The organism is Streptomyces anulatus, assembly GCF_014650675.1.
Taxonomy (GTDB): Bacteria; Actinomycetota; Actinomycetes; order Streptomycetales; family Streptomycetaceae; genus Streptomyces; species Streptomyces anulatus.
In genome coordinates this window covers 61,333-74,242 of the sequence record NZ_BMVK01000018.1, presented here as the reverse complement: position 1 = coordinate 74,242, position 12,910 = coordinate 61,333, and the positions used below count along the sequence as shown (strand labels likewise).

Here is a 12,910-nt window from a genome sequence, read left to right as displayed (position 1 = left end):
CGGGGGCGGTGTCGGCTCAGGAGCCGGACCCCGCGTCGGGGACCTCGCCGCGCCGGTGCACGCGGGAGGCCGCGAGGCCGCCGAGGAAGCCCGTGACCAGGCCCCACAGCGCCGCGAACCCGAGCGCCGTCCACAGCTTCGGGCGCAGCGACACCTCCCCGCCGAGTCCGCCTCCCAGGTCCCCGAGGCCCAGCAGGGACAGTCCGTAGTGGGCGGAGATCCGGGCGGTGAGGCAGATGAACAGCACCGTCAGGGTGAGCGCCACCGCCATATGGACCGCGTGCTGCCACAGCCGCGTACCGGCGGGCGACCGGGCCGCCATGAGGAAGGCCGCGGCGAGCACCAGCACGGCGGCGACGACCACGAGCCAGCGCACACGCCCGTCCTGTTCGGCGAGGGTGCTCAGGTTCAGGGTGGAGAGGTCGGGGGTGCGCAGGACGGAGTCGAGCACCTGGGGCATGGGCAGCCCGAAGGGGCCCTCCACCTTGCCCTCCCAGGACGCGCCGAGGCCGAGGGTGAGCGCGAGCCAGACCAGGTTGGGCAGGCCGAGGAGGAGTACCGCGGCGGTCTCGGCGGGGTGCCCGCGCGTGATCATCACGACGAGTCCGGCGACGACGCCGAGCGCGACGCACGCGAGGAGCAGCGCCACCATGGCGTACGCCGCCGGGCGCACCGCTTCCTGGAAGCGCAGCAGCCGGGCCGGGAGCGGGGCCCCGCGTGAGACGAGCAGGGCCAGCACGAGGACACCGGCCAGCCACAGCAGCCCGAAGACCAGGGTGAGCGGGATCTCCGCCCGGAATCCGATCTTCGGGGAGTCGCCGAGGAGGTCCCCGGCCCCGCTGTCGGTGAGGTCGTCGACCGAAAGGGTGAAGGTGTGCCGGGCGATCAGCGAGAGCACGATCAGCGCGACGACCCACAGGGCGGCGACACGGCCCGCCCAGCCGGCCAGTTCGCGGCCTCCGGCGACGGCCCGGTGGTGGAGCGGGCGGAGGAATCCCCGGGCGACCAGGAGTGCGCCCACCAGGGTCACCGAGAGCGGCAGGACCGAGAGGTCGGCCTGCGTCCCCACGAGGGAACCGGCGCCCCCGGAGAGTCCGACGGAGCCGCCCGCCGCCATCACCACCACCGCGGCGACGACGGCCGGGAACGCGCCGCCGGGCAGCCCGGCGGCGCCGGCGGCCCACAGGCCCAGCGCCGCGGTCACCACCATGGCCAGCACACCGGTGAGGACCGCCAGGAGCGCGTCGCGCCAGCCGTGGGTGGAGCGTGCGCTGTTCTCGTCATTACTCGCCCGGACGTTCACGCCACCACGCTAAGCAGGGACCGAACGCTCCGCTCCCCGGGGAAACCGGTTCCTCCCTCCGCTTGCGGGGACCACCGGGACGGGACAGACAATGAGGCGAAATGCCCTGGATTGCCGACTGATGCGTCCGGTACGGAAACGGGACCGGGCAGGGACGTCCGGGGCGGGTACCCGACGTCGGGGAGCAGAGAACCGTGAGTGTCCAACCGCCGCCATCCGGCCGCCCCACAGGACCGCCGTCCGGCCCGCTCTCGGGCCCGTCGGAGACCGAACCCGCACCGCCCCCTCCCACCGTTTCCAGCCCGCCGCCCGGCCCGCCCAGCGGCGGCGGCGACCACGGCGGACCGCACGGTTCGGGGGGCTCGGGCGGCTCGGGTGACGGCGGCGATTCGGGCGGCTCCGGGGCTTCCGGCGGCGGCCCCAGCGACCCGGGCAGCGGCTCGGGCGCCGCCCCCGGCCCCGGGCCGGGCCGCCCCTGGTGGCGTTCGGTACCCCGGATCGCGGCGATCGCGACGGCCCTGGTCGCCGCGGTCGTGCTGGTCGTCGTCCTGACCCGGCCCGACGGCGGGTCGAAGGCGGGCGGCGAGGTCTTCCTCCAGGCGGCGGGCGACTCCGGGCCGGATCCGTTCACGGAGTCCACGGCCCGCGACAGCGAGCCCGAGCCCGGCACCGCCAGCCCGTCCGTCGCACCGAGCGCGTCGAGGACCGGAACCCAGGCGACGCGGGGCGTGGACGGCGCGGCCCCCGGGCTGTACGGGGGCACCCGGAAGGTCGCCAGTTGCGATGTGGAGCAGCAGATCAAGGTGCTGCAGGCGGCTCCGGACAAGAACCGGGCGTTCGCCTCGGTCCAGGACATCGAACCGTCCGCCGTGCCCGGCTATCTGCGGGGGCTCACTCCCGTGACGCTGCGGATGGACACCCGCGTCACCAACCACGGTTACCAGGACGGCGAGGCCAACGCCTATCAGGCGGTGCTCCAGGCGGGTACGGCGGTCCTCGTCGACAACCGGGGCGTGCCCCGGGTCCGCTGTGCGTGCGGGAACCCGCTGCTGCCGCCCGTGGCGCAGGAGGACCCGCGCCAGACGGGCAAGGCGTGGCCGGGCTATCGAGCCTCCGACGTGGTCGTGGTGGAGCCGGCGAAGAAGCCGGTGAAGGAGTTCGTGATGGTCGACCCGGAGAACGGCGACTGGTTCGAACGGCAGGCCGGCGACACGGGCGACGACGACAAGAAGACGGACCCGCCGAAGGACGCGTCGGCCTCCCCCTGCCCGCCCGGAACCGACCGCCCCTGCCCCTCGTCGTCCGGGGCCACTCCGTCGGAGCCCTCGCCGGAGGACCCGGCGTCGCGGCCCGGCGACGATCCGGCGACCTCCGAACCGCCCCCGCCGGAGGACCCGGCGACCTCGGAGCCGCCGCCCGACGCCCCGGCGACCGAACCCGCGCCGGAGACCCCGCCCGACTCGCAGTCGGCCCCGCAGCCGCCGGGGCCGGACTCCCCGGCCCCGCAGGACCCCGGACCGGGGACGGCCCCGCAGGGGGCTCCCGCGTTCAGCTGAGGAGGCCGGGGTCGCGCGGGCGCGTGGATCAGCTCGGCGGGCCCGGTCTCAGCCCACGGCGTCCGGGCGGCTCTCCAGCGGAGGGTTCTCGGCCCGGGTACCCGGGCGCACTCCGGCGGCCGACGCCGCCGAGTGGAGGGAGCGCAGGGCGACCAGCAGGAAGCCGATGTCGTCGAGGTAGACGGGGTCGGGCAGCAGGTCGACCGGTGACACGGTGTAGATGACGGCCGCCCAGACGAGCGCCTTGCTGCGCAGCGGGATCCCGGCGTCGACCAGCAGCTTCCTGGCCTTGAAGACGCGCACCAGGAGCACGACGGCCGATGCCAGCATGATCAGCACGGCCACGACGCCGAGAACGAGCCAAACGGTGGTGTCCATGGCTCATCGTGTACCCACTTGTCCGCGTATGACGAACCCGTGTCGGCACAGTCGCCGTTCCGGGGCCGGGGGATCCCGCGGTGCGGGTCACGCCGGACCGCGCCCCCGGGCCTCCGCCCGCCTGCGGCTGCGGCGCTTCAGGGAGCGCCGCTCGTTCTCGGACAGGCCGCCCCAGACGCCGGAGTCCTGCTTGTTCTCCAGGGCCCACTCCAGGCAGGCGGCCTGCACCGGACAGGTCCGGCAGACGGCCTTGGCCTCCTCGGTCTGGACGACGGCGGGGCCCGTGCTCCCGATGGGGAAGAACAGGTCCGGGTCCTCCTCACGGCAGACGGCGTGCAGGCGCCAGTTCTCCATGCTGCTCAACTCCGCTCACTCCCGATGTCGATACGTCGTACGTCGCTTGCCGTACGTGCCTTCCGTGCGGGTGACCGACGATCGGCTCCTCAAACCCGAACCGGGCGGGTGTGTGGGGCGGTGCCGCGGCCGTTACGCGTACGGGCGGGCCCGGGGGCGGTGCAGCGCGAGGAGTGCCTGATCGTCCTGGATCCGGCCGCCGGTGTGGTGCCCGACGTCCTCGATCAGCAGGTGGAGGATCTGCGCCGGGGTGGCGGGGTCACCGATCAGCGCGCGGTGGCGGACGAGGAAGGGCAGCCGGACGGACGCGTCGTAGAAGACCCCGGACTCGTCGCGGGCCTCGGTGACCCCGTCCGTGTAGCAGATGAGGGTGGCGCCGGGCGGGAACGGGAACGTGTCGACCGGGCACGACCAGGTCCCCAGGGCGCTCATGCCGAGCGGGGGCGCCTCCTCGGAGGGGCCGAGGACGGTGGCCAGGCCCTCGGCGTCCAGCAGCACCGGCGGCGGATGCCCCCGGTTGGCGACGCGTACGGAGCCCAGGTCTTCGGCGAACTCGGCGATCAGCGCGGTGGTGAACCCCTCGTCCTGTTCCTGGCCGCCGCGCCGGCCGCCCTCGCGCAGGAGGGCCCGCTCCAGCGCGGTCACCAGGCCCGGCAGGTCCTCCGCCTCGTCCGCCGCGTAACGGAAGGCTCCCAGATCCGCGCAGACCGCGCTGACCGCGCCCAGGCCCTTCCCACGGACGTCCCCGACCATCACGCGCACCCCGTGCGGGGTGTCCTGGACGACGTAGAGGTCGCCGCCGATCATCGCCTCGTTCTCGGCGGGCACGTACCGGGCGGCGATCCGGAGCTCGCCGAGGCGTGAGGGGGGCCTGGGCAGGACGGCGCTCTGGGCCACGGCGGCGATATGGCGCGCGCGACGGGTCCGGGCGTTCCCGCCCTCCAGGGCGCGGTTGATGAAGACGGCCAGCGCGGTTACGGCCAGAAGGGTGAGCTGGTTGGCGACGCCGCGCTGCCAGCCGAAGGTGCCGTCGTACCAGGCGAGACCCGCGTGGACGGCCATCGCGAGGGCACCGGTCGCGATGATGCCGCGCAGGGTCAGCAGCGGCGCCGCGGCGACCGGGGCGGCCATCAGCAGGGGCGCGGACGTCACGCCCGTCGGGGTGACCAGGTCCAGCACGACGCCCAGCACGATGACCCCCAACGGGATCCACTTGGCCCTGCGCAGCTGCACCACTCCCCCACGCTGTACGGCGTCGGGGCCCGCCGCATCCGGGACGGAGGCCGGGTGCCGGGGCGGGTCACCCCGGCAGCGGGGTCCCGGGGCCGGGTGCGGCGGCGCACGCCGCGTCCAGCCGGATGCGGTGGGCCATCACGGCCTCGGGGTCGTCGATGACGTCGACCCGGACGCCCGGGGTCTCCAGCACCGCCTGGTCCCCGATCTCGGGTGCGGGCACCCGGAGGATGTGCAGGGGCGGCACTCCGGTCAGGGGGTGCGGCGGGTGGTCCATGGGCACCACCTGGACGGTGACGTGCTGCTCGCGCATCGCCTCGGCCAGCGCGGCCCGCTGCCCGTCCATGGTCTCCCGGTCGCCGACCCGCGTATACAGGGCCGCTGCCGGGAACAGGGCCCACAGGGCGGCCCCGCGCTCGCCCATGCGGCGGCGACGCTCCCGGAGCAGCTCGACGCGGCGTTCCCGGCGGGCGGGGCTGTCCTCGGGGTACTGCGTACGGTGGAGCGCGGCGGCGTACGCGGGTGTGCGCAGCAGCTCGGGCACCAGCGCGGGGTGCCAGGTGCGCACGAGGCTCGCCGAGGATTCCACTCCGATGACGTCCTGCTGCCAGCCGTCCATCGCGTCCCGCCACCGATGCCACCAGCCGGGCAGGTTCGCGGCTCCGAGCCCGGCCATGATGGGCTCGGCGACGGCGGGCGAAACGCCGTAGCAGCGCAGCAGTTCGCCGACCTGCCGGGCGTCGAGTCCGGTCTCGGCACGTTCGATGCGCCGGACGGTGGCGGGGTGGGCGTCGAGCGCCTCGGCCGCGGAGCGCAGGCTGATTCCCGCGCGTTCCCGCAGCATACGGAGGCGGACCGCGAGGACGCGGTGCTCCACGGTGGGACCGGATCGGGCTCGCATGCGCCTGCCTTCGTCGTCGAGCCCCGGGGCGGAGCACTACACACTCTGTCGCTTGCAAAGTATGCGCTTTGCGCCGAGAGTGCATACATGTCGGAAATAGTCAGTTGCGCGGAGCATGCTCCCGATGACGGAGGTGTCCGAGGTGCCGGAGGTACCCGAGGTGCACACAGCTGGTGGGTTCCCCGATTGCCCGGGGGCGTTCCGGAGGCCCGCCACCGGGTCCAGGAGGCCATGCGGGCCTGGGGCGAACCGGCCGAACGGATCGAGGCGGCGGCTCTGATAGTGACCGAGCTGGTCACCAACGCCGTACAGCACACCACCACCCGGAAGATCCGCTGCCGGCTCCTGCGCTCCGCGGACGGCGTGCGGATCTGCGTATGGAATCGCGGCCGGGCCCGGATCCCGTCGCCGGCGTCGCCGGGCGACTCGGCGGGCCTTCCCGTCGCCGGGGTCCCGGCGACGGACGGCCACGAGGACGACGACATGCTCGACCACCTGGCGGAGGACGGCAGGGGACTCCTGCTCGTCGACGCGCTGGCGGCCCGCTGGGGCACGCGCGCCGCACTGGCGGGCCGTCTCGTCTGGGCCGACCTCTAGACCTCCGGCCTCCCCACGGCCCCCGTGACGCCTCCGCGACCGGCCGGACCGCCCTCCGGGCGTTCCTCCGATGTCCTCGCGTGATCAGGCGGGAGCGGTGCGGCACTCCGGGTGGCCCCAGCCGTTCGGGTTCTTCGCGATCGGCTCCTTGGCCGCGTACGGCTTTCCGCAGTGGCACCGGCCCGCGAAGCGCGCCGTGATCGTGCCCGTGGATCGCCCGCCCCGGGACGCGCCCGCGGCACTCCTCCCCTTCGCGCCGCCCGAAGCCCCGGACGCCTCCGACCGCCCCTTCGTGGACCGCGCGGGCGCCGGCACCGGCAGCGCCGTGGCACCGTGCGCCGTACCGGCCGGGCACTGGGCCACGGCCGCCTCGCTGGCCGCCTGGTCGGCGATCGCGTTGAGCGGGTCGCCGTCCACCTGGTGTGCGGGCACATAGCGGAACGTCACCGAACGGTCGGTGAGCAGGGCGTCGATGCGCGTGACCAGCTCACGGTTGGCGACGGGCTTGCCGCCGGAGGTCTTCCAGCCGTTGCGCTTCCAGCCCGGCAGCCACTTGGTCACCGCGTTCATGGCGTACTGCGAGTCCATCCGCACCTCGACGCGCGCCGCCGGACCGGTGGACTCCAGCAGCTCCGCCAGCGCCGTGAGCTCGGCGACGTTGTTCGTCGCGGTGCCGAGCGGACCGGCCTCCCAGCGCACGGGGTTCCCCTGCGCGTCGGCGACCACCCACGCCCAGGCGGCGGGCCCCGGATTTCCCTTCGACGCCCCGTCACACGCGGCGATGATGCACTCGTTCATCCCCTGATCATGCCAGCCCCGCATGACCGTTCCGAACGGCCGCGCGGTCGCCGCGACCGGGGCGCGCCACGACGTCTCCGGCCCGCGTCCTTGACCTCAACCAAGCCTGAGGTCATAGCGTTCCGAGTGAACCCGGGGCCGCACGGCCCACGGGATCCGCAGGCCGTCGGGGGAACCGGGGGCCGTCAGACCTCGGAGCGCCCCATGGACATGGAAGTCACGGCGTGGCATTCGCTGCACAGTGCGATGAACGCCCAGCAGGACCGCCGGCCCTTCTCCCGGACGGCGTTGCGCCGCATCATGGTCTTCGCCCGGCCCCACCGGCGGCGGATCTACCGCTTCCTGCTGCTGAGCGTCCTGACGGCGCTGCTCGCGGTGGCCACCCCGCTGCTGGCCGGGAAGGTCGTCGACGCGATCGTCAACGGTGCGGACACCGGGACGGTCACCCGGCTCGCCCTGCTCATCGCGCTCATCGCCGTCGTCGAGGCCGGTCTCGGCCTGCTCACCCGCTGGCTGTCGGCGACGCTGGGCGAGAGCCTCATCCTGGACCTGCGCACCGCCGTCTTCGACCATGTGCAGAAGATGCCGGTGGCCTTCTTCACCCGGACCCGGACCGGCGCCCTGGTCAGTCGGCTCAACAACGATGTGATCGGCGCGCAGCGGGCCTTCAGCAATACGCTCTCCGGCGTCGTGTCCAACGTCGTCACGCTGCTGCTGACGCTCGCCGTGATGCTCACGATCTCCTGGCAGATCACGCTGCTCTCACTGGTGCTGCTCCCGGTGTTCGTCGTGCCGGCCCGCCGGATGGGGGCCCGGATGGCGGGACTCCAGCGGGAGGCCGCCGACCACAACGCCGCCATGGGCACCCAGATGACCGAGCGGTTCTCCGCCCCGGGCGCGACGCTGGTCAAGCTCTTCGGGCGCCCCTCCGACGAGTCGGCCGAATTCGCCGCCCGCGCCGACCGGGTGCGTGACATCGGCATCCGTACGGCGATGGCCCAGTCGGCGTTCATCACCGCCCTCACGCTGGTCTCCGCCCTGGCGCTGGCCCTGGTCTACGGACTCGGCGGCTACTACGCCCTGCGCGGCAGCCTGGAGCCGGGGGCCGTCGTGGCGCTGGCGCTGCTGCTGACCCGGCTGTACGCGCCGCTCACCGCCCTCGCCGGGGCCCGGGTCGAGGTGATGAGCGCGCTCGTCAGCTTCGAGCGGGTCTTCGAGATCCTGGACCTCAAGCCGCTGATCGAGGAGAAGCCGGACGCCCGCCGGGTGCCGGAGGGCCCGGTCTCCGTGGAGTTCGACAAGGTGTCCTTCGGCTACCCCTCCGCCGAGAAGGTCTCCCTCGCCTCGCTGGAGGAGGTCGCCACGCTCGACGACCGGGGCGGCACACCGGTCCTGCACGAGGTCTCCTTCCGTGCCGAACCGGGCCAGATGATCGCCCTGGTGGGCTCCTCCGGAGCGGGCAAGTCGACGATCGCGCAGCTGCTGCCCCGGCTGTACGACACGGACGCCGGCACCGTGCGGCTGAACGGTGTCGACGTACGCGATCTGAGCGCCGACTCGATCCGGGACACGCTCGGCATGGTCACCCAGGACGGGCATCTCTTCCACGAGTCGGTGCGGGCCAACCTGCTGCTCGCCCGGCCCGACGCCTCCGAGGAGGACGTCTGGGACGCCCTGCGCCGCTCCCGGCTCGACGGTCTGATCGCCTCGCTGCCGGACGGGCTCGACACGGTGGTGGGCGAGCGCGGCTACCGGCTCTCCGGCGGGGAGCGCCAGCGCCTCACCATCGCCCGGCTGCTGCTGGCCCGTCAGCGGGTCGTGATCCTCGACGAGGCGACCGCGCACCTCGACTCCACCTCGGAGGCCGCCGTCCAGGAGGCGCTGGCCGAAGCGCTGGCGGGCCGGACCGCCCTGGTGATCGCCCACCGGCTCTCGACCGTACGGGCCGCCGACCGGATCCTGGTCGTGGAGGCGGGCCGGATCGTCGAGAACGGCACGCACACCGAACTGCTCGCGGCCGGCGGAAGGTACGAGGAGCTGTACCGCACCCAGTTCGAGCGGCCGTCGTCGGACGGGGACAGGACGGCCCAGCCGGTCCGCTGACCCGGGCGCCCGCCCCCCACGCCGTCCGGCCGGACCTCATCGGTCGGACGGCGTCAGCGCATGCCGATACGGGCGAGGGAGACCCGTTCGGCGGTCCGCAGCCGCCGCAGCGCGTGGCCGCCGCACCGGCGCCACTCCTTGGGCGACACCCGAGGACGGTGCGTGCCATGGGTGACGAGCGCGTTCACCGACGTCATCGGGTCCGCCGCCATGGTCTTGGCCAGCAGCACACCGACCACCAGCGGGACCAGCGTGACGGCCAGGGCGGAGCCTGCGGTGGTGACGTGCTGGATGCGGGGGCGGCGCGGCGCTTCGGAGGTCATGCGGTCATCGAACAACGGCCCGGTGACCGGAACATCGGGGAACGTACTCAGGGGCGCGGGACCCGCATACTCAGGCGCTCGCTGGGGGACGCTCACAGCGGCCGGGTACACGGATCCCGGCCGGCCGCCGGACCACGGAAGGATCGCCTCGATGGGTGAGCGCCAGGGACTCGGTGACCGCGGGGAACCCCGGGAAGGCCAGGGGCTTCCGGACGCGGCGGCCGGCCGCGGACGTCCGGCCGCGGCGGTGTTCGACGCGCTGGGGGCGGAGTACGAACGGGCCTTCGCCGCTTCGGCCGCCCACCGCGAGTCGCTGGAGCGGCTGCTGGCGGACCTGGCCCCGGGGAGCCGGGTGCTGGACGTGGGCAGCGGGACGGGCCGGCCCACGGCACAGACCCTGGCGGCCGCGGGGCACCGGGTGCTGGGCGTCGATGTGTCGCCGGTGATGACCGCGCTCGCGGCCCGGCAGGTGCCGACGGCGGAGTTCCGGTGTGCGGACGTCCGCGATCTCCTCCTGTCCGAGGGCGAGTTCGACGCGGTCTGTGTGTACTTCTCGCTGCTGCAGATGGAGCGCGGAGAGCAGCGCGAGCTGCTGGAGCGGCTCGTGCGGTCGCTGCGGCCCGGCGGGCTGCTGGTCGCCGCGACGGTGCCGGTGGACGCCGCGGGCGTGGACGCGGTGTTCATGGGGCAGCCGGTCCGGGTCTCCAGCTTCGGCGCGGAGGAGTTCACCGCCCTGATCACGCGGGCGGGGGTCGTCGTGGAGTGGGAGCACAGCGCGCTGTTCACCCCGGATCATCCGGCCGGCGCACCCGAGCCGCACCTCTTCCTGCACGGCCGCCGCCACTGACGGCGCAGCCTCCCCCGGCGACACTCCCCGCCCATTGGCTATCACAAAGAACAAGCCGAATGAATGACACGGGTGGCGCATTTGCGTTCCTTCACGAGAAGGTAATGCGATAGCAAAGTTCTGGTCGATATGCTCAGCTGAAGTCGTATCCGTACGGAGCGACCGGAGTGGGCCTCATAGCGACCGCCGTCCGGCAAAACGCAAGGTGAGGCACCCTCACCATTCCGAACATTCATCCGATAGTAAACAGCGCATTCGTCAATATGACCCGACCACACCGCTCCCCGGCACCGCCGGATGCAGGAGGCAGGCCACCATGCAGTCCCCCGTAGAACACGCCCGGACATTCACCGAGCACGTCGCCGCGAACGCAAAGCACTTCGAACGTCTCGCGGACGGCCAGACCCCCGAAGCACTCTTCGTCACGTGCTCGGATTCGCGTGTCGTCCCCTCACTGATCACCGGCGCCCGCCCGGGGCAGCTCTTCGAACTCCGCACCGCGGGCAACATCGTTCCGCCCTATCCGGCGGAGGACCGCCCCACGGGCGAGGCCGCGACCGTCGAGTACGCGCTGCGCGCGCTCCAGGTGCGCGACATCATCGTGTGCGGGCACTCGCACTGCGGCGCCGTGGGCGCCGTGTTCCGCGGCGACGACCTCTCCGCCATGCCCGCCGTCCGCCACTGGCTGGAGCACTCCACGGACGGCAGGGACCCCGCCGCGGACCCCGACGACCTCCCCCTGGCGATCCAGGCCCACGCCCTCGCCCAGCTCGACACCCTGCGGGGCTACCCCGCGGTGCGCGAGCGGCTCTCCGAGGGCGCCCTCGGCCTGCACGCCTGGTACTACGAAGTGCACACCGGCTCCGTCAGCGTCCACCGACCGGAGCGCGGGACCGAGTTCGCCCGCCTTTGACGGTTTTCCCTCCCCCCACGCTCGCGCGCCCGGCCCTCGGGCCGGGCGCGACCGTACCCACAAGGGAAACCCACCGTGATTTCCGCGAAGGAACTCAAGAACCCCCACGTCGTACGGCGTGACCTGATGGCGTCACTCGTCGTCTTCCTGGTCGCGCTGCCGATGTGCGTCGGCGTCGCCGTCGCCTCCGGAGTACCGGCGGAGCTGGGGCTGGTCACCGGCATCGTCGGCGGGCTGGTCGTCGGCTTCCTGCCTGGCAGCAGGCTCCAGGTCAGCGGTCCGACCGCCGGACTCGCCGTGCTCGTCTACGAGGCGATCACGGAATTCGGCCTCGGCACGCTCGGCCCGATCGTGCTGGCCGCCGGACTGCTCCAGGTGGTGCTGGGCCTGGCGCGCTTCGGCCGCTGGTTCCGCGCCATCTCCGTCTCCGTGGTGCAGGGCATGCTCGCCGGCATCGGCCTGATCATCGTGCTCGGCCAGGTGTACGCCATGGCCGACACCGAACAGCCGGGCAGCGGTCTCGGCACGCTGGCCGGACTCCCGGGTCTCGCCGTCGAGATCGTCACGAACCACGAGGCGATGACCGCGTTCGGCCTGGGCGCCGGAACGGTCGCCGTGCTGCTGGTGTGGCCGAAGCTCCCGGCCAGAGTACGCCTCGTCCCGGCACCTCTCGTCGCGGTCGTCCTGGTCACCGCCGTCGCCTCCCTGGCCGGGCTGCGGCCGGCGGTGGCCGATGTGAACGGGCTGCTGCACGCGATCGATCCGCCTGGCGGGGCGGATTTCGCCCGGCTCGCCGATGTGACGGTCATCGGCACCGTCGTGGCCATCGCCCTCGTCGCCTCGGCAGAGAGTCTGTTCAGCGCGGCGGCCGTCGACCGGATGCAGGACGGGCCCCGCACCCGCTACGACAAGGAGTTGGTGGCCCAGGGGTTCGGCAACACCCTCTGCGGGGCACTCGGAGCGCTCCCGATGGCCGCGGTCGTCGTCCGCAGCACCGCCAACGTCCAGGCAGGGGCGACCACCGCGCTCTCCCGGATCGCCCACGGTGTGTGGCTGCTGCTCTTCGCCGCGCTGCTGCCCGCCGCCGTCGGGATCATCCCGCTGGCCGCGCTGGCCGGGATCCTCGTCCATGCCGGGTGCAAGCTGGTGCCCACCAAGGAGTTCGGCCCGCTGTGGCGCGAACACCGCGGGGAGGCCGTGCTGCTGGCGGTCACCGCGATCGCCATCGTGGTGACCAACCTCTTCGAGGGGGTCGTGCTCGGACTGCTGCTGGCGGTGGTCAAGTCGGCCTGGGAGACCTCGCACGTCCAGCTCACCACCCGCCGGCTCACCGGCGGCCGGGTCGTGGTGACCCTCACCGGGAACGCCACCTTCCTGCGACTGCCCCGCATCCTGGAGCAGTTGGAGGAGCTCCCGCAGGACCAGCCGATAGAGCTGGACCTGACCGGCCTGCGCCACCTCGACCACGCCTGCCGGGTCGCCCTGGAGAACTGGGCGCGGCGGCACAACAACGCGGAGATCGAGCCGGTGACGATCCGCCGGTAGCCGGGGACCGGGACAGCAGACCCGGACAACGGCACGGGACGCCGGGCGCTTCACACGAG

At 73.3% G+C, this 12,910-nt stretch carries 13 protein-coding genes; 6 read left to right on the top strand and 7 right to left on the bottom strand.

The genetic code is table 11. The features are described 5' to 3' along the window. Positions 1–16 precede the first annotated feature (16 nt). The gene (locus IE272_RS31955) at positions 17–1,303 is read right to left on the bottom strand and encodes a streptophobe family protein (protein WP_190009230.1); all 1,287 of its coding nucleotides are present in this window, start codon (positions 1,301–1,303) and stop codon (positions 17–19) included. Between the two features lie 194 nt (positions 1,304–1,497). Between IE272_RS31955 and IE272_RS31950 the strand changes: the two genes are divergently transcribed. Next, positions 1,498–2,859 (top strand): DUF6777 domain-containing protein, encoded by a 1,362-nt coding sequence (locus IE272_RS31950; RefSeq protein WP_229897869.1) that lies wholly within the window; start codon positions 1,498–1,500, stop codon positions 2,857–2,859. A 48-nt stretch (positions 2,860–2,907) separates the two neighbouring features. Here the strand turns inward: IE272_RS31950 and IE272_RS31945 are convergent, their stop codons facing one another. The 4 genes from IE272_RS31945 to IE272_RS31930 all read right to left on the bottom strand — a co-directional run bounded on the left by IE272_RS31945 (position 2,908) and on the right by IE272_RS31930 (position 5,725). After that, positions 2,908–3,237 carry a YkvA family protein gene (locus tag IE272_RS31945; protein ID WP_050362671.1) on the bottom strand — a complete coding sequence of 110 codons (330 nt, stop codon included), beginning with the start codon at positions 3,235–3,237 and terminating at the stop codon, positions 2,908–2,910. An 87-nt stretch (positions 3,238–3,324) separates the two neighbouring features. Continuing rightward, the gene (locus tag IE272_RS31940; protein WP_056700166.1) at positions 3,325–3,591 is read right to left on the bottom strand and encodes a WhiB family transcriptional regulator; all 267 of its coding nucleotides are present in this window, start codon (positions 3,589–3,591) and stop codon (positions 3,325–3,327) included. Positions 3,592–3,723: 132 nt separating this feature from the next. Beyond that, positions 3,724–4,827, bottom strand: a complete 1,104-nt coding sequence (locus IE272_RS31935) for a PP2C family protein-serine/threonine phosphatase (RefSeq protein ID WP_050362673.1) — start codon at positions 4,825–4,827, stop codon at positions 3,724–3,726. 64 nt (positions 4,828–4,891) lie between these two features. Beyond that, the gene (locus IE272_RS31930) at positions 4,892–5,725 is read right to left on the bottom strand and encodes a Scr1 family TA system antitoxin-like transcriptional regulator (RefSeq protein ID WP_190009228.1); all 834 of its coding nucleotides are present in this window, start codon (positions 5,723–5,725) and stop codon (positions 4,892–4,894) included. A 231-nt stretch (positions 5,726–5,956) separates the two neighbouring features. Here IE272_RS31930 and IE272_RS31925 point away from each other — a divergent pair, with 231 nt between their 5' ends. Beyond that, on the top strand, positions 5,957–6,322 hold the full coding sequence (locus IE272_RS31925; RefSeq protein WP_050362675.1) for an ATP-binding protein: 366 nt from the start codon (positions 5,957–5,959) through the stop codon (positions 6,320–6,322). An 84-nt stretch (positions 6,323–6,406) separates the two neighbouring features. Here the strand turns inward: IE272_RS31925 and IE272_RS31920 are convergent, their stop codons facing one another. Further along, on the bottom strand, positions 6,407–7,120 hold the full coding sequence (locus tag IE272_RS31920; RefSeq protein WP_050362676.1) for a ribonuclease H family protein: 714 nt from the start codon (positions 7,118–7,120) through the stop codon (positions 6,407–6,409). Between the two features lie 204 nt (positions 7,121–7,324). Here IE272_RS31920 and IE272_RS31915 point away from each other — a divergent pair, with 204 nt between their 5' ends. Next, positions 7,325–9,223, top strand: a complete 1,899-nt coding sequence (locus tag IE272_RS31915; RefSeq protein ID WP_050362677.1) for an ABC transporter ATP-binding protein — start codon at positions 7,325–7,327, stop codon at positions 9,221–9,223. A 53-nt stretch (positions 9,224–9,276) separates the two neighbouring features. Here IE272_RS31915 and IE272_RS31910 read toward each other — a convergent pair whose 3' ends face one another. Next, a complete protein-coding gene (locus IE272_RS31910; protein ID WP_050362678.1) occupies positions 9,277–9,546 on the bottom strand; it encodes a hypothetical protein in 270 nt (89 codons plus the stop codon). A 151-nt stretch (positions 9,547–9,697) separates the two neighbouring features. Between IE272_RS31910 and IE272_RS31905 the strand changes: the two genes are divergently transcribed. From IE272_RS31905 to IE272_RS31895, 3 genes are all read left to right on the top strand, one after another. Next, complete coding sequence (locus tag IE272_RS31905) at positions 9,698–10,393, top strand: class I SAM-dependent methyltransferase (RefSeq protein ID WP_057661187.1); 696 nt, start codon at positions 9,698–9,700, stop codon at positions 10,391–10,393. 316 nt (positions 10,394–10,709) lie between these two features. Next, positions 10,710–11,306 carry a carbonic anhydrase gene (locus IE272_RS31900; protein WP_190009226.1) on the top strand — a complete coding sequence of 199 codons (597 nt, stop codon included), beginning with the start codon at positions 10,710–10,712 and terminating at the stop codon, positions 11,304–11,306. A 75-nt stretch (positions 11,307–11,381) separates the two neighbouring features. Further along, the gene (locus IE272_RS31895) at positions 11,382–12,851 is read left to right on the top strand and encodes a SulP family inorganic anion transporter (protein ID WP_056700155.1); all 1,470 of its coding nucleotides are present in this window, start codon (positions 11,382–11,384) and stop codon (positions 12,849–12,851) included. Positions 12,852–12,910 lie beyond the last annotated feature (59 nt).

Coding starts and splice junctions, on each gene's coding strand:
- IE272_RS31915 (WP_050362677.1), top strand. CDS start 7,325: ATGGACATGGAAGTCACGGCGTGGCATTCGCTGCACAGTGCGATGAAC.
- IE272_RS31910 (WP_050362678.1), bottom strand. CDS start 9,546: ATGACCTCCGAAGCGCCGCGCCGCCCCCGCATCCAGCACGTCACCACC.
- IE272_RS31940 (WP_056700166.1), bottom strand. CDS start 3,591: ATGGAGAACTGGCGCCTGCACGCCGTCTGCCGTGAGGAGGACCCGGAC.
- IE272_RS31900 (WP_190009226.1), top strand. CDS start 10,710: ATGCAGTCCCCCGTAGAACACGCCCGGACATTCACCGAGCACGTCGCC.
- IE272_RS31905 (WP_057661187.1), top strand. CDS start 9,698: ATGGGTGAGCGCCAGGGACTCGGTGACCGCGGGGAACCCCGGGAAGGC.
- IE272_RS31920 (WP_050362676.1), bottom strand. CDS start 7,120: ATGAACGAGTGCATCATCGCCGCGTGTGACGGGGCGTCGAAGGGAAAT.
- IE272_RS31930 (WP_190009228.1), bottom strand. CDS start 5,725: ATGCGAGCCCGATCCGGTCCCACCGTGGAGCACCGCGTCCTCGCGGTC.
- IE272_RS31945 (WP_050362671.1), bottom strand. CDS start 3,237: ATGGACACCACCGTTTGGCTCGTTCTCGGCGTCGTGGCCGTGCTGATC.
- IE272_RS31925 (WP_050362675.1), top strand. CDS start 5,957: ATGCGGGCCTGGGGCGAACCGGCCGAACGGATCGAGGCGGCGGCTCTG.